At 59.9% G+C, this 14420-nt stretch carries 15 protein-coding genes and 1 pseudogene; 7 read left to right on the forward strand and 9 right to left on the reverse strand.

The window, feature by feature from the left end:
• Together AB3X39_RS11900 and AB3X39_RS11905 are read right to left on the reverse strand one after the other, a co-directional pair.
• A pseudogene (locus tag AB3X39_RS11900) lies at positions 1 to 236 on the reverse strand (DmsE family decaheme c-type cytochrome); the annotation flags it as partial.
• A 90-nt stretch (positions 237 to 326) separates the two neighbouring features.
• Positions 327 to 728, reverse strand: coding sequence for a c-type cytochrome (locus AB3X39_RS11905; RefSeq protein WP_369417602.1), 402 nt, complete (start codon positions 726 to 728; stop codon positions 327 to 329).
• A gap of 174 nt (positions 729 to 902) precedes the next feature.
• Between AB3X39_RS11905 and AB3X39_RS11910 the strand changes: the two genes are divergently transcribed.
• The gene (locus tag AB3X39_RS11910) at positions 903 to 1511 is read left to right on the forward strand and encodes a cytochrome b (RefSeq protein ID WP_369417603.1); all 609 of its coding nucleotides are present in this window, start codon (positions 903 to 905) and stop codon (positions 1509 to 1511) included.
• A gap of 181 nt (positions 1512 to 1692) precedes the next feature.
• Here the strand turns inward: AB3X39_RS11910 and AB3X39_RS11915 are convergent, their stop codons facing one another.
• The 5 genes from AB3X39_RS11915 to AB3X39_RS11935 all read right to left on the reverse strand — a co-directional run bounded on the left by AB3X39_RS11915 (position 1693) and on the right by AB3X39_RS11935 (position 8471).
• Complete coding sequence (locus tag AB3X39_RS11915; RefSeq protein ID WP_369417604.1) at positions 1693 to 2466, reverse strand: sulfite exporter TauE/SafE family protein; 774 nt, start codon at positions 2464 to 2466, stop codon at positions 1693 to 1695.
• Positions 2467 to 2475: 9 nt separating this feature from the next.
• The gene (gene argJ, locus AB3X39_RS11920; RefSeq protein ID WP_369417605.1) at positions 2476 to 3702 is read right to left on the reverse strand and encodes a bifunctional glutamate N-acetyltransferase/amino-acid acetyltransferase ArgJ; all 1227 of its coding nucleotides are present in this window, start codon (positions 3700 to 3702) and stop codon (positions 2476 to 2478) included.
• A gap of 31 nt (positions 3703 to 3733) precedes the next feature.
• Positions 3734 to 4354, reverse strand: coding sequence for a GNAT family N-acetyltransferase (locus AB3X39_RS11925; protein WP_369417606.1), 621 nt, complete (start codon positions 4352 to 4354; stop codon positions 3734 to 3736).
• An 81-nt stretch (positions 4355 to 4435) separates the two neighbouring features.
• The gene (secA, locus tag AB3X39_RS11930; protein WP_369417607.1) at positions 4436 to 7216 is read right to left on the reverse strand and encodes a preprotein translocase subunit SecA; all 2781 of its coding nucleotides are present in this window, start codon (positions 7214 to 7216) and stop codon (positions 4436 to 4438) included.
• A 175-nt stretch (positions 7217 to 7391) separates the two neighbouring features.
• Positions 7392 to 8471, reverse strand: coding sequence for a M23 family metallopeptidase (locus tag AB3X39_RS11935; RefSeq protein WP_369417608.1), 1080 nt, complete (start codon positions 8469 to 8471; stop codon positions 7392 to 7394).
• A gap of 17 nt (positions 8472 to 8488) precedes the next feature.
• On the opposite strand from AB3X39_RS11935, the gene AB3X39_RS11940 reads away from it, so the two are divergent.
• Complete coding sequence (locus tag AB3X39_RS11940; protein WP_369417609.1) at positions 8489 to 8821, forward strand: hypothetical protein; 333 nt, start codon at positions 8489 to 8491, stop codon at positions 8819 to 8821.
• 86 nt (positions 8822 to 8907) lie between these two features.
• Here the strand turns inward: AB3X39_RS11940 and otnI are convergent, their stop codons facing one another.
• Both otnI and gpmA read right to left on the reverse strand, forming a co-directional pair.
• Positions 8908 to 9708 carry a 2-oxo-tetronate isomerase gene (gene otnI, locus AB3X39_RS11945; RefSeq protein WP_369417610.1) on the reverse strand — a complete coding sequence of 267 codons (801 nt, stop codon included), beginning with the start codon at positions 9706 to 9708 and terminating at the stop codon, positions 8908 to 8910.
• Between the two features lie 20 nt (positions 9709 to 9728).
• A complete protein-coding gene (gene gpmA / locus AB3X39_RS11950) occupies positions 9729 to 10472 on the reverse strand; it encodes a 2,3-diphosphoglycerate-dependent phosphoglycerate mutase (protein ID WP_369417611.1) in 744 nt (247 codons plus the stop codon).
• Between the two features lie 88 nt (positions 10473 to 10560).
• Here gpmA and AB3X39_RS11955 point away from each other — a divergent pair, with 88 nt between their 5' ends.
• The 5 genes from AB3X39_RS11955 (at position 10561) to AB3X39_RS11975 (ending at position 14185) form a co-directional block, all read left to right on the forward strand.
• Positions 10561 to 10971, forward strand: coding sequence for a rhodanese-like domain-containing protein (locus tag AB3X39_RS11955; RefSeq protein WP_369417612.1), 411 nt, complete (start codon positions 10561 to 10563; stop codon positions 10969 to 10971).
• 20 nt (positions 10972 to 10991) lie between these two features.
• Complete coding sequence (gene grxC, locus AB3X39_RS11960; RefSeq protein WP_369417613.1) at positions 10992 to 11255, forward strand: glutaredoxin 3; 264 nt, start codon at positions 10992 to 10994, stop codon at positions 11253 to 11255.
• 148 nt (positions 11256 to 11403) lie between these two features.
• A complete protein-coding gene (locus tag AB3X39_RS11965; protein WP_369417616.1) occupies positions 11404 to 13251 on the forward strand; it encodes a potassium transporter Kup in 1848 nt (615 codons plus the stop codon).
• Positions 13252 to 13273: 22 nt separating this feature from the next.
• Positions 13274 to 13765 carry a hypothetical protein gene (locus AB3X39_RS11970; protein WP_369417614.1) on the forward strand — a complete coding sequence of 164 codons (492 nt, stop codon included), beginning with the start codon at positions 13274 to 13276 and terminating at the stop codon, positions 13763 to 13765.
• Positions 13766 to 13912: 147 nt separating this feature from the next.
• Entirely contained in the window at positions 13913 to 14185 is a 273-nt protein-coding gene (locus AB3X39_RS11975; RefSeq protein WP_369417615.1) for a hypothetical protein, read from the forward strand.
• Positions 14186 to 14420: the final 235 nt, after the last annotated feature.

Here is a 14420-nt window from a genome sequence, read left to right on the forward strand (position 1 = left end):
CCGTGGCAGCTCTGGCAGCTGGGCGTGCGCGCATCGGCCCGCACCCCGTGCTTGGTTTGATAGATCGACAGCAGCGGCTTGGCTTCGCTCTCGTCGTGGCACTTCGTGCACACAGCGTCTGCGTTAGCGGCAGCGACAGGTCGAGCCCCCGCTTGATCTGGGGTGGATGCCCAAGCATGCCCCCATAAACCAGCAACCACCAAGGCACTGGCCACCAGCGATTTAAATATTTTCATAAAACCTCTCAAACAGTCATCAAAAACCCAAGCAGCGGCCTAACCGCATACACAGAGCATGCAGCTCGGAATCTATTGGGCAAGAATCAATCAGTACTTGGTACCACCCTCAAGGGAGAGGATCCAAGCGATGAGATTTTTAATCTCGGCAACATCTTTGGTCTTTATTTTCTTGTGGTCTTCTTGATGGCCATCGGGGAATTTGACCTTTTCACCTGATGTTATGTGGTGGATGATTTTTGCCTCGGCATCCGGTGTGCCACGAAACTTGGCAGCCACATCGCGATAGGCGGGTCCATCCTTTTTTTTGTCAACCGCATGACACTTGGTACACCCACTGTCTTTGGCCAGTTGCTCAGCGGCACCGACATCGATCGACCACACCGGCATCGATATCACCCCGACGATGACCGCTTGCAAACTTCGCTTCACGAAACAGGTGAGAAGCATTGAGCTGCGGTTCCGGCTAAGTTTGTTAAGAAATTTAATCATGGTGCGGCATTTCAATACAGGGTTGGTTCACTCGTCAAGCCCCATCAACCTTTGCGATAGATCAAGTGATTTGACGTCTTTCATGAAGAAAGCTTAATCTGAAATGAATCAACGGGGCTTTCCTTAAGCTTACTTGACCCCACCCACTTCGCTCACCAGACAAGGAATATTGCCGTGCACACTGAATTGACCCAAGCCGTATCGTTCGGTCGTTCCAGCCTTACAAACCATGCATCCAGCGCCGATCACCCCAGGCATTCACCTTGGATCATCGCGATGCACTGGTTTAGTGCACTGCTCATGGGGGTCGCAGCAGGCACCGTTCTTTTGCGTGAAATGGTGGAGATTCAATCCTTCCGAATCCTGTTGATGGACCTTCATCGTCAAGCAGGATTGATCATTCTTGTGGGTTTGGTACTACGTTTAGCGATCAGATTGCGCACGGGCATGGTTGATTACGCCACGCATGCCTCAAAAATCATGCGATTTGCCGCACTCATGGCCCATATAAGCCTTTATTTCATGCTTGCCGCATTACCCATTCTTGGATGGGCGGTTTGCAGCGCCCATGAAACCAGTCTTCATCTGCTGGGTTTGATGCCCTTGCCAAACATCACCGAAGCTGACGCTGATTTGGCGGACACCCTGACGGATTACCACGTTTGGTTGGCATGGGGCATGTTGGCTTTGGTGGTTTTGCATATCGCTGCAGCCTTCTGGCATCACCTTGTGCACCGTGATGGTGTGCTGGTGGCCATGACACCCCAACCAAGTAAAGACTGAACGACTGTTGACTGCACACAACAAACGGCGGGCCAAGAAGCCCGCCGTTTGTCTTTGTGGCGCTCAAAAGTGATGCTGTTTGACCGTTGAGTCATGTGACTTTTTTCATGACATTGATCTTTTCCAGAGGATCAAAAATCGTACAAAAACAACATCTCAAGCATCAAAAAGCTCCACGGACTCAGAGATAAGCATCCCCAAATGTTTTAACGATCAAAACACCCACCAACAACACGAAGGCGCGACGAATCAGTCGGTTGCCGAATTTCAGCCCGAGACGGCTGCCAAGCTGACCCCCAGCGAAATTGCTGACCGCCATCCCCAAGCCCAGCAGCCAGTGGATCTGGCCTTGCCAAGCAAAAACCATCAAAGCCCCGAGGTTCGAGGCCAGATTGGCGAACTTGGAGGGCGCAGCAGCGTGAAGAAAATCAAAGCCCAGGCCGCGCACAAAAAGCATCTTGTAGAACGCTCCGGCACCGGGCCCAAAAGCACCGTCGTAAAAACCGATCAAACCGGAGCCAGCGGTGGCCCACCCGAGTTCACGCTGAGGCGCGTGTTTCGGTTGATGGTGCAGGCCGCCTGAGCCCAACACCGTGAAGATCAGCAGCGCCAGCAGCAACCAAGGCAAAGCCTTGCGCAGCGGCTCAGTGGGGATCATCGCCAAGGCCAAAGCGCCCAGCCAAGCCGCCACAAAAGCCGCCAGCATGCTGGCGGCAACCACCCGCCAAGGCGGGGTGACCGAGCCGGCGTATTGCCACGCAGCCCCGGCTGTGCCCACCGAGGACGCCATCTTGTTGGTGCCAAACAGCAAAGCCGGCGGCGCACCCGGCAGAAAGGCAAAAAGCGCGGGCACTTGAATCAGCCCGCCGCCGCCGCCCACGGCATCGACCACGCCAGCGGCAAACGCCGCCAGCCCAAGCAAGGCCCAAGCCGAGCCGTCAAGCAAGGGCGCCATCAACGCTGATCAACTGCGGTAGTCAGCGTTGATCGTCACGTAGTCGTGCGAGAGGTCGCAGGTCCACAGCGTGGTGGTGGCTTGGCCCCGGTGCAAATCGATGCGGATGGTGATCTCGCTTTGCTTCATCACGCGCTGACCGTCGGCTTCTTGGTAAGCGGGATGACGACCGCCTTCACGCACCACATGCACATCATCAAGATGCAAGTCGATCAGGTTCTGATCCAGATCGTCGATGCCGGCGTAACCCACCGCCGCCAAGATGCGGCCCAAGTTCGGGTCGCTGGCGAAGAATGCGGTCTTGACCAGCGGTGAATGGGCGATGGCGTAGCCCGCCTTGGCACATTCTTCGACGCTTTGGCCCCCGTCGATGCGGATGGTGATGAACTTGGTGGCCCCTTCGCCGTCACGCACGATGGCTTGGGCCAAGTGCTGTGACACCGCCAGCACGGCTTCGCGCAGGATCTGCCCTTCGGCCGAATCAAGCGCCGTGATCGGTGCGTGACCGGCCTGATGGGTCGCCATCAGGATGAAGCTGTCGTTGGTCGAGGTGTCACCGTCGATGGTGATGCGGTTGAAGCTCAAGTCAGCCACGTCGTTGAGCAGCGGCTGAAGCAGCGCCGGATCAATCACCGCATCGGTCGCCACATAGCCCAGCATGGTCGCCATGTTGGGGTGGATCATGCCGGCCCCCTTGCTGATGCCGGTCACGGTGACGGTGCGGCCACCAATCTGCACTTGGCGCGAGGTGCCTTTGGGCAGTGTATCGGTGGTCATGATGGCTTCGGCCGCCACAGCCCACTGATCGGTCTTCAAGTCGGCCACCGCAGCCGGCAAGCCCGCGATCAAGCGCTCGCTGGGCAGGGTTTCCATGATCACGCCGGTCGAGAACGGCAGCACTTGCTCAGCGTGCACGCCGAGCAAACCCGCCACGGCTTGGCAGACCTCGCTGGCGCGTTTGAGGCCATCAGCGCCGGTGCCCGCGTTGGCATTGCCGGTGTTGATCACCAAGGCGCGGATCGAGCCGGTCGCCAGATGGGCGCGACTCAGTTGCACCGGCGCAGCACAGAAACGGTTTTTGGTGAACACACCGGCCACGCTGGAACCTGCGACGAGGCGAAACACGCTCAGATCGCGGCGGTTGGCCTTGCGAATACCGGCTTGGGTGATACCAATTTCCACGCCCGGCACGGGATGAAGGTCGGCGGGATTCGGAGCAGCAAGATGAACAGGCATGGCAGCAAAGCAATCAGGCAAAAGAGGGGACTCATTGTAGGGACCGCAGTGGCCCTTGTTGCCCCATCGATGTTGCCCTGCGAGCCAAGATCATCTGATCCACGGACCGACCATCGAGCTGCACGGCGGCACGCAACACGCCTTCACGCTCAAAACCGAGCCGCTCGGCCAAACGAATGGAGCGGACATTGCGCGTATCGCACCACACTTCGAAACGCCCCATCCCCAACGCCTCGGCCTGATCCATCACCGCCTGCACCGCTTCACGCATCAAACCGCGCCCTTGCATGGCGACATCGGCCACATAGCCGAGCTGACAACGCGAGGTGCTGGTGTCAAAACTGTGCAAGTCGATCATGCCGACAAAGCGCCCGCGACCCAAAGCATGCGCACGGCGCTCCGGCCGCTCAAACACCATGTAGCTCAACACCGTGGCATCGCGCTCCATCGCGTGACGCGTGATACGGCAAAAGTCGCGCGCCCGCGCCGGGGTCCAGTGCGACTGATGGGCCCAGTCGATGAACGACCAGTTGTCCCGAGAGCGCTGCGCGGCTTCACACAGCGGCTCAGCGTGCTCCAGAGAAATTTTTTCAAGGATCAGCCGATGGGTTTCAAAGGCAGCGGGGCTTTGGCGCAACAAGAAACGGTTCATGCCCAAGAGCATGCGCAAAACTGGGACGAAAAAACGGGGACTGTCAGTCCCCGTCGTCACGCCACTGTGCGATTGTTGCGTTCAGCTCAATTTGCCATGGCACTGCTTGTACTTCTTGCCGCTACCGCAGGGGCAAGGATCGTTGCGCCCCACCCGAGGAATCGCTGCCGAAGCGTCGGCAAAAGTGGCCGCCACCGCCGACTCAGCCTCTTGGGAGACGCTGCCATCTTCGTTCGGATGGGTGTAGGTGATGTTGCTCAGATGCGCTGCTTGAGCTTCGATGGCTTGGGCCGCCTCAGCCGCTTCATCGCGGGTTTGGATGCGCACGGTCATCAGCACGCGGGTGACATCCATACGCACCGAGTCGAGCAACTGGCTGAAAAGATCGAAAGCTTCGCGCTTGTATTCCTGCTTCGGATTCTTTTGCGCATAGCCGCGCAGATGAATGCCTTGGCGCAGGTAGTCGAGCGCGGCCAGATGTTCCCGCCAGTGGGTATCGAGCGACTGGAGCAAGATCATGCGCTCGAACCCGACGAACTGATCGCGCCCGGCCAGCTCCAACTTGGCCGCAAAAGCCTCGTCAGCAGCCAACACCACCGCGTTCAGGATGTCTTGATCGGCAATGGCTTCGCTTTGCTGCACCAAATCGCGCAGGGCCACGTTGACGTGCCACTCATCGCGCAGATTGACTTCCAGCCCCGCCAGATCCCATTGTTCTTCGACGCTATCCAGCGGCACAAAGGTGCGCACCACATCGGCCATGGCACCGTGGCGCAAATGCATGATCTGGGCTTCCAGATCCGGCGCGGCCAGCAACTCATTGCGCTGAGCGTAGATCACCTTGCGCTGATCGTTGGACACGTCGTCGTATTCGAGCAGCTGCTTGCGCATATCAAAGTTGCGCGCTTCCACCTTGCGCTGCGCACCTTCGATGGAGCGGCTGACGATGCCCGCTTCGATGGCCTCCCCTTCCGGCATCTTCAGACGATCCATGATCGCCTTGACCCGGTCACCGGCAAAAATCCGCATCAGGGAGTCTTCAAGCGACAGGTAAAAGCGTGAGCTACCCGGATCCCCTTGGCGACCGGCACGACCGCGCAACTGGTTGTCGATGCGGCGGCTTTCGTGGCGTTCGGTGGCGATGATGCGCAACCCGCCCAATGCCTTCACTTGGTCATGCAGCCCTTGCCACTCGCTGTGCAGGGTGGCAATGCGTGCGGCCTTGTCGGCCTCGGGAACGGAAAGATCAGCCTCCAAAATCTGGATCTGCTTTTCGACATTGCCCCCGAGCACGATGTCGGTGCCACGGCCAGCCATGTTGGTGGCGATGGTGATCATCTTGGGCCGACCCGCCTGGGCCACGATCTCGGCTTCGCGAGCGTGTTGCTTGGCGTTCAAGACTTGATGCGGCAACTTGGCTTGATCCAGCAAATGGCTGATCAGCTCGGAGTTCTCGATCGAAGTCGTGCCCACCAGCACCGGCTGACCACGCTCATAGCAATCAGCGATGTCGTTTTTGATCGCTTCGTACTTTTCGCGGGCGGTCTTGTAGACCAGATCCAACTCATCGCGCCGCGAGAGCACCCGATTGGGCGGAATCACGATCGTTTCCAGACCGTAGATTTCTTGGAATTCGTAGGCTTCGGTGTCGGCCGTGCCGGTCATGCCCGAGAGCTTGCCGTACATGCGGAAGTAGTTCTGGAAGGTGATCGAGGCCAGCGTCTGGTTCTCGGCCTGAATCTCAACGCCTTCCTTGGCTTCCACGGCTTGGTGCAAACCGTCTGACCAGCGCCGACCCTGCATCAAGCGGCCGGTGAATTCATCGACGATCGTCACCTCAAGCGTGCCCCCTTCACCCGGCTGCACCACGTAGTGCTGGTCGCGGTGATAGAGGTGATGCGCCCGCAACGCTGCGTACAGGTGATGCATCAACGTGATGTTGGCGGCGTCGTAGAGCGAGGCGCCCTCAGCCAACAAGCCCGCTTCCGACAACAACTGCTCGGCGCGCTCGTGACCCGCTTCGGTCAGCACCACTTGATGGGATTTTTCGTCGGAGGTGAAGTCACCCGGCTCGATGACGCCTTCGCCGGTGCGCGGGTCTTCTTCACCGATTTGCTTCTTGAGTTTGGGCACCACCGCGTTGATGCGCACATACAGCTCGGTCTGATCCTCGGCTTGGCCGGAGATGATCAGCGGCGTGCGGGCTTCGTCGATCAGGATCGAATCGACCTCGTCGATGATGGCGTAGTTGAGCGTGCGCTGCACCCGGTCCGCAGCCTCGTAGACCATGTTGTCACGCAGGTAGTCAAAACCGTACTCGTTGTTGGTGCCGTAGGTGATGTCAGCGGCGTAGGCTTCTTGCTTTTCTTCACGGCTCATCTGCGGCAAGTTGATACCGACCGAGAGCCCCAAGAAGTTGTAAAGCCGCGCCATCCATTCAGCGTCGCGCCGAGCCAGATAGTCATTCACGGTCACCACGTGCACGCCCTTACCGGACAACGCATTCAGGAAGACCGGCAGCGTGGCCACCAACGTTTTGCCTTCACCAGTGCGCATTTCAGCGATCTTGCGGTGGTGCAACGCCAAGCCGCCCAGCATCTGGACGTCAAAGTGACGCATCTTGAGGACACGCTTGCTGCCTTCACGCACCAAAGCGAAGGCCTCGGGCAGCAACTCATCCAAAGACTGACCTTGAACCGAAGCTCTTTGACGCAGTTCGGCGGTCTGTTCACGCAACTGATCATCGCTGAGCGGCTCGTAGCGCGACTCAAGGGCGTTGATCTGGGTGACGACTTGCCGATATTGCTTGAGCAACCGTTCGTTGCGGCTGCCAAAGATTTTCGTGAGGAGCTTGGGCAACATGAGGCACTGGCATCAGAACTCTTGGCGGTCGCATTCCACCAAGAATCACATTGAGAAATGAAGCAAAAGGCACATCCGGGAAAAGCGAAGGCGCCGGGCCGATTTCGCCACGACGCCCATCCGGATGACCCCAAAACAGCGGGCGAGTGTACACCGCCCCTGTTGTGGATTGGGATCAGCGCGTTTTGCGCTTCTTCGCGGCCTTGGGGGCCACCGCCGCATGTTGCGGCCCAGCCTCAGCTTTTTCACCACGCGCCAAGAAGCGCCCTGGGTCTTGGGGCACCCCGTCGTAGAGCACCTCAAAGTGCAGGTGCGGCCCCGTCGATCGGCCGGTGTTCCCCACCTTGGCGATCAATTGCCCCCGCTTGATGAGTTGCCCCGGGGCAACCAGCGCTTCTGAGACATGTGCGTAGCGCGTGATCAATCGGTTGCCATGGTCAATTTCCACCATCTGCCCGTAGCTTGGTACCGTCAGCGTTGAAATCACCACCCCACCGGCCGCCGCGCGAATCGGCGTGCCAATGTGGGCCGGGAAATCAAGTCCGGTATGCAGGGCCGAACGCCCTGTCAGCGGATCGACCCGGAAACCAAAGCCTGAACCAATCGGCCCGATCACCGGGGCGCTGCTTGGCAAGACCAACGCTTCAAGCTTCTTTTCCAGCAAGCGCGACTCAGCCAACGTGAACACGTCCGAGCGGTGATCCGCCACCTCATCCATGCGGTCCATCAATTGATTCAAGAAATCGAAAGACGGCGCGTCCGTCGGGATGTAAGGCCCGCCTTGGGCACTGACAGCGCCGATCATGGACGTCGTACCGCTTGCCGGACGACTCGGTGCCGAGGCCGGCTGGGCCAAGGGTTCCGCCGCAGAGGCGCTGGCGGAAGCCGCCACAGCGCTCTCCATGGCTTTGAGATCTTCAGGTTTCAGCCCCGCCAAACCGGCCACCCGTGAACCCACGGCGTCAAGCTTGACCATCTTGGCTTGCATCTCACCCACTTTGTGGGCCATGGCGTCCAGGTTTTCGCGCAAGAACTTGTCGCGGGCCGCAAATTCATCTTTGGCAATCAAGCGCACCAAATCACCAATCACCGGCCAGTTTTCGCGCACCGCTTTCATGAAAATCAGGTGATAGACCGCACCAGCAAGCACCAACATCAACAGAAAAGCCAGCAAACTCATCAAAACGATCTGCCAAGCCTCCAAGTGAAAGCTGCGCGTCCGGGCCGATCGGCCATGGGTCAGCAGAATATCCACGACGCTACACTCCTTGCGTGAAACCAGAACCTCCCCGACCTGCGGTCCCCAACAGCGTGCCCATGCACCAAGCACTGGCACGCTGTGAGCCGTTGCAACGCTTGCAACAGCGTCTGGCTGAATCGTCAGCACGCATGGACGCTATTCGCACCCTCTTGCCCATCGGACTGCAACGTGCGGTCACGGCAGGCCCGGTGGACGAGGAGGGCTGGACCCTGCTGGCAGCCAATGCCGGCGTGGCGGCCAAGCTCAGGCAGCTTTTGCCTCGCCTTGAACAGTGCCTCCAAAACCGAGGCTGGCCCCAGAACCCCAAGATCAAGATACGGGTTCAATCTTCGCACGCGGGTTAACCCCGATCGCCCGAAACCGGCCCTTGGTACCCGGTTCACGGGGGGCCTGGGCGGCAATACATCACTGAAGCTTTGATTAAGTAGGCTCACGCCCACCAAGGGCGTAACCATGCCAAACCGGCCGAAGTTGCGCCCTTGGGCCGGTATTCACAGCCGATGTAGCCGCTGTAGCCAAGGGCATCCAACTGCGCAAACAAGGGCTCAAAACGCACCTCACCCACATCGGGCTCATGTCGATCCGGCACGCCTGCAATCTGGATGTGCGTCACACCGTGGTGATAGCGCTCTAGGCGGCGCATCAAGTCGCCTTCGACGATCTGGCAGTGGTACAGATCCATCTGCACGCCCAGTGTTGAACGATCGTTGTCGCCCACCACTTCGCTCACGATGGCATGGGCTTGGGCTTGATGGGTCAGAAAGTAGCCGGGCATGTCACGCGGGTTGATCGGCTCAACGGTCAGGGCCACGCCCTGAGCCGCCGCCAAGCCGACCGCGTGGCGCAAATTGGCCACGTAGGTTTGATGCATCTGGGCACGCAGATGAGCATCCGCCCCCTTAGGCACCAAGCCCGCCATCACGTGCAAGCGCGGACACGCCAGCGCTTGGGCGTAGCGCAGCGCCTCATCCAAAGCGGCGGCGAACTCGGCCTCCCGGCCGGGCAGTGCCGCCAAACCACGCTCACCCGCTGCCCAGTCACCTGGGCGCGCATTGAACAGCACCAGCTGCAACGCATGCTCACGCAAACGAGCCGCGATCTCAGCGGGCGCATGGTCATAGGGGAAGAGAACCTCCACCGCCTTGAAGCCATCGCGCGCCGCCGCCCCGAAGCGATCCAGAAAGGGATGCTCCCCGTACATCATCGTCAGATTGGCAGCGAACTTAGGCATGACCCCGTCTCCTTCTTCGATCAGGCCTTGCCCTGATTGGCCACAGCGGCCGCAGCTTTGGCGGCCGCTTCAGCGTCACCCAAGTAATAGCTGCGGATGGGCTTGAGGTTGTCATCCAACTCGTACACCAGCGGGATGCCGTTGGGGATGTTCACCCCAACGATGTCGTCGTCACCGATGTTGTCGAGGTACTTCACCAAAGCACGGATGGAGTTGCCGTGGGCGGCCATCACGATGCGCTTGCCCGCCTTGATAGCCGGGGCCAAATCGTTGTTCCAGAACGGCATCACGCGCGCCACGGTGTCCTTGAGGCACTCGGTGAGCGGGATCTGATCGGCGTCGAGCTTGGCATAGCGCACATCTTGGCGCTGACCGCGCGGATCGTTGGCCTCCAAAGCCGGCGGCGGCGTGTCATAGCTGCGACGCCAAGCCAGCACTTGCGCGTCGCCAAACTCCTTGGCCATGTCGGCCTTGTTGAGGCCTTGCAGCGCGCCGTAGTGGCGCTCATTCAGGCGCCACTCGTGCACCACCGGCAGCCACGTGCGCTCCATTTGGTCCAGCGTGTGCCAAAGGGTCCAGACCGCGCGCTTCAACACCGAGGTGTAGGCGACATCGAATTCGTAGCCGGCGGCCTTGAGCAAACGGCCGGCCTGTTTGGCCTGTTCGACCCCCGTTGGGGTCAATTCCACATCGGTCCAACCGGTGAAACGATTTTCAAGATTCCAGGTGGATTCGCCGTGGCGAATGAGAACAAGCTTGTACATGAAGCAATCCGTGGTTGACTAAACGGACAAATTTTATAATCGCCTCCTTCGCAACCCTCCTGGACACGGTGCACCCACCGTTGCTGACGTGAACTTCCTCATTGACAACTGGATCTGGATCGTGACTGCCCTCGTCACCGGCAGCATGCTGTTCTGGCCCACCCTCACCCAAGGTGGCAGCGATTCGATCTCGGCCCAGGAGGCCGTGACCCTGATCAACCGCGAAAAAGCCGTCGTCATCGATGTCTGCGAACCGGCCGAATTTGCTGCGGGCCATGTGACCGGCGCGCGCAACATTCCGGTCGGCAGCTTCAGCGCAAGCGCCAAGGGCTTGCCGACCAACAAAGCTTTGCCGTTGGTGCTGGTTTGTGCCTCGGGCATGCGCGCTTCACGCGCAGCGAAAACGGCTCGCTCGCTCGGCTTCGAGCGGGTCGTGGTGCTGGGTGGCGGCATGGGCTCTTGGCGATCAGCCCATTTACCGATCGAAAAGACGGCCTAACCCGATCGAAACGCCGCACCATGAAGCCCGTCAAGATGTACACCACGGCTGTCTGCCCGTTTTGTGTCCGTGCCAAGGCCTTGCTGCAACGCCGTGGCGTGACCCAGATCGAAGAGATTCGCATCGATTTGGACCATGCCCAGCGTGAACACATGATGGCGTTGACCCAGCGGCGCACCGTGCCCCAGATTTTCATCGGGAGCAGCCACATCGGGGGCTGCGATGATTTGATGGCGCTGGACATGGCTGGGAAACTCATGCCCATGCTGCAAGAGCAAGACTGATACCGGCCAGATACCGCTCTCAGATACCGCGCGACAGCAAGACCCACCCGCACTGGGGCCCACGCCTTGGTGCGGCCTACCTCCTCACTGGATGCCCTCGGTGCAAACCTCTGACTCCTCCCACGACGCCTCCTCATCGCCCAAAGCGATGGCTGCCCTGACCTTGGGCGCCCTCGGGGTCGTCTACGGTGACATCGGCACCAGTCCGCTTTACGCCCTCAAAGAAGTCTTCCATACCGGCCATGTCGCGGTGACGCCGGACAACATCCTCGGCGTGCTCTCCTTGGTCTTCTGGACGATGACCATCATCGTCTCGCTGAAATATGTGCTGTTGATCTTGCGGGCCGATAACCACGGTGAAGGCGGCTTGATCGCCATGCTGGCCTTGGCCACCCATGCCGTGAGCGACCGCCCCCTGACGCATCGCGTCTTGATGAGCGTCGGCATGTTCGGCACCGCCATTTTTTACGGTGATGGGGTCATCACCCCGGCCATTTCGGTGCTCTCGGCGGTCGAGGGACTGGAAGTCGCCGCACCCCAGCTCCACAGCGCCATCATCCCCATCACCTTGGTCGTGATGCTTGGGCTGTTTGCCGTGCAACGCTTTGGCACCGGCGGTATCGGCAAGGCGTTTGGGCCGATCACCTTGGTGTGGTTCTTCGTGCTGATCGCCTTGGGATTGCCGCATGTGATCGACAACCCATCGGTGCTGCGCGCCCTCAACCCGCTCTACGCCGTAGGTTTCTTCGCCGAACATCAGGGCTTGGCCTTCATCGCCTTGGGCGCGGTGGTGCTGTGCGTCACGGGGGGTGAAGCGCTCTACGCCGACTTGGGCCACTTTGGTAAAAAACCGATCCGCTTGGCTTGGTATGGCTTGGTCATGCCGGCCTTGGTGGTGAACTACTTCGGCCAAGGTGCCATGCTGCTGGACGCCCCCGACGCGATTGAAAACCCCTTCTATCGCATGGCCCCAGCTTGGGCGCTGTTGCCCTTGGTGGTGCTCTCGACTGCCGCCACGGTGATCGCCTCTCAAGCGTTGATCACGGCTGCCTTTTCGGTCACCAAGCAAGCGATTCAGCTCGGCTTGCTGCCACGCATGCGGGTGCTGCACACCTCCGTGCGCGATACCGGCCAGATCTACTTGCCGTTCGTCAACTGGGGCTTGTTCGTTTTCATCATCTTGGCCGTGGCCCTGTTCAAGTCCTCGTCCAACTTGGCCTCGGCCTACGGTATTGCGGTCACGCTGGACATGACCATCACGACCGTGATGACCTTCTACGTCATCCGCTTTGGCTGGAAATACCACTGGGCGCTGTGCGTCGCTGCCACCGGCTTTTTCTTGGTCATCGACGTGGCGTTCTTCTCGTCGAACATGTTGAAGCTCTTGGCGGGGGGCTGGTTTCCGCTCGTCATCGGCATCGGCATGTTTGCGCTCATGACCACGTGGCGTGAAGGTCGCCGCATCATGAGCGAACACCTGCGCACGGAGGCGATCGATCTAAGAAGCTTCCTCGACGCCGTGTTCGTCAGCCCACCGGTGCGCGTGAGTGGCACCGCCGTCTTTCTCTCATCCGAGCAAGGCCTGACGCCCAATGCCTTGATGCACAACCTCAAGCACAACAAAGTGCTGCACGAGCACAACCTGTTTGTCACCGTGCGCCATCACGACATCCCGTGGATCGGCTTTGACGACCGGATCGCCATGGATCCCCTCGGCCATGACTGCTGGCAAGTCACGCTCAACTACGGCTTCAAAAATGACCCCGATGTCCCTGAGGCCCTGAAACTGTTGCGTGGCCGAGGTGTCCCCCTCGACGACATGGACACCAGCTATTTCTTGTCGCGTGACATCGTGATTCCGACGGCCGGGGATGGCATGGCCATGTGGCGCGAAAAACTCTTCGCCGGGATGCACCACAACGCCTCCGGTGCGGCAGACTTCCTCTACCTGCCGACCAACCGCGTGGTCGAACTGGGCTCGAAAGTGGAGATTTAACCCAAGGCTCAAGGAGCCCCCCATGCTGCACCGACTCCCCCTCGTCTCCGGACTGACTCTTGCGCTGTTCATTGTGGCCTGTGGAGGGAATGCTCCCGGACCCGCGCCGATCGGGAGCGGCAATGGCTCCTCCTCGGTCGGGGTCTGTGTGGCCTATCAAACAGAGCCGGTCTTCAGGCTGGCCTCGGCCAAAAATGCCCTGACCCTGGCCCCCATCCCAACCCTGACACTGTCAAATGTGGCGGTTTCCGGGCAATCGCTTGACCTTCAAACCGTGCCATCAAGCTTGGCCTTCGGCATTCAAATGGGGACGGGCGCGGGCGCGAACACCCTGCAATGCAGCCCACCTTGCGGCTTTGCCACCTTGGAGGGCCCCTACACCTTTGCCGTGGCGGCTTCGGGCTATCAGCCCAGCACGGTCAGGTTCGATGCGTTCTACCAGAACAACGTTGGCAACTGTCCTCTGCACCAAAGCGGCCCGACGGTGGTCGATCTGGTGTTACAGCCCCTGTGAATACGCATCCTGTGAACAACACTTGCTGTGTACAGCGTCACACCCTCTGAGTCGGATCCTGCCCGGTAAGGAAACGGTCACTCTGGCGTGATCGGCCCACCTTTATAAAGGCTCTTCATACCCGCCACCCCGATCGGAGAGCCCCCCATGCGAAGCCCCACACTCCTGCTTTGTTTCGTCGCTCTGATCGTGCTTTCGACGGACTATGGCTACACCCCGGTCAGGCATGGCATCGACCGCATCAGCGCCTACGACACCCATCCGCCGTCCTTACGCCAGCATCACACCCCGAACACCCCCATCCAAAGACGCAGCACAACAGCACGTTGGTCCGCCAAGCCCCCCATAGAGGCAATCTCCAGCTGGGTCGAATCCTCATTCAGTCGTGCCCAGTGCTGGACGTGGCGCAACTGCCGATAAGCATCCGCTGCTGCCGCCCCCGGCCCCACCCCCGGCCCACTCTTCACAAATCCCCCCAGCCCCCTTTTTCAAAGGGGGAGCAAAAAACCACGCAGCACCCAGCCCGTTCGCCCTGAGCCTGTCGAAGGGCTTGGCCTCCCCCCGTTCGGGCTGAGCTTGTCGAAGCCCCCACCGTGCGCCCAACCGCCAGCTGACTCAAAAACGCCGAATGTCCTGCCGCATTCGGTCAAGCAAA

The organism is Leptothrix ochracea, assembly GCF_041083635.1.
In the GTDB taxonomy this organism is placed as follows: Bacteria; Pseudomonadota; Gammaproteobacteria; order Burkholderiales; family Burkholderiaceae_C; genus Sphaerotilus; species Sphaerotilus ochraceus.

What these genes read in the sequence shown, in the direction of transcription:
- AB3X39_RS11965 (WP_369417616.1), top strand. Translation starts at nt 11,404, where the DNA reads ATGGCTGCCCTGACCTTGGGCGCCCTCGGGGTCGTCTACGGTGACATC.
- grxC (WP_369417613.1), top strand. Translation starts at nt 10,992, where the DNA reads ATGAAGCCCGTCAAGATGTACACCACGGCTGTCTGCCCGTTTTGTGTC.
- AB3X39_RS11925 (WP_369417606.1), bottom strand. Translation starts at nt 4,354, where the DNA reads ATGAACCGTTTCTTGTTGCGCCAAAGCCCCGCTGCCTTTGAAACCCAT.
- AB3X39_RS11905 (WP_369417602.1), bottom strand. Translation starts at nt 728, where the DNA reads ATGATTAAATTTCTTAACAAACTTAGCCGGAACCGCAGCTCAATGCTT.
- otnI (WP_369417610.1), bottom strand. Translation starts at nt 9,708, where the DNA reads ATGCCTAAGTTCGCTGCCAATCTGACGATGATGTACGGGGAGCATCCC.
- argJ (WP_369417605.1), bottom strand. Translation starts at nt 3,702, where the DNA reads ATGCCTGTTCATCTTGCTGCTCCGAATCCCGCCGACCTTCATCCCGTG.
- secA (WP_369417607.1), bottom strand. Translation starts at nt 7,216, where the DNA reads ATGTTGCCCAAGCTCCTCACGAAAATCTTTGGCAGCCGCAACGAACGG.
- AB3X39_RS11970 (WP_369417614.1), top strand. Translation starts at nt 13,274, where the DNA reads ATGCTGCACCGACTCCCCCTCGTCTCCGGACTGACTCTTGCGCTGTTC.
- AB3X39_RS11915 (WP_369417604.1), bottom strand. Translation starts at nt 2,466, where the DNA reads ATGGCGCCCTTGCTTGACGGCTCGGCTTGGGCCTTGCTTGGGCTGGCG.
- AB3X39_RS11975 (WP_369417615.1), top strand. Translation starts at nt 13,913, where the DNA reads ATGCGAAGCCCCACACTCCTGCTTTGTTTCGTCGCTCTGATCGTGCTT.
- gpmA (WP_369417611.1), bottom strand. Translation starts at nt 10,472, where the DNA reads ATGTACAAGCTTGTTCTCATTCGCCACGGCGAATCCACCTGGAATCTT.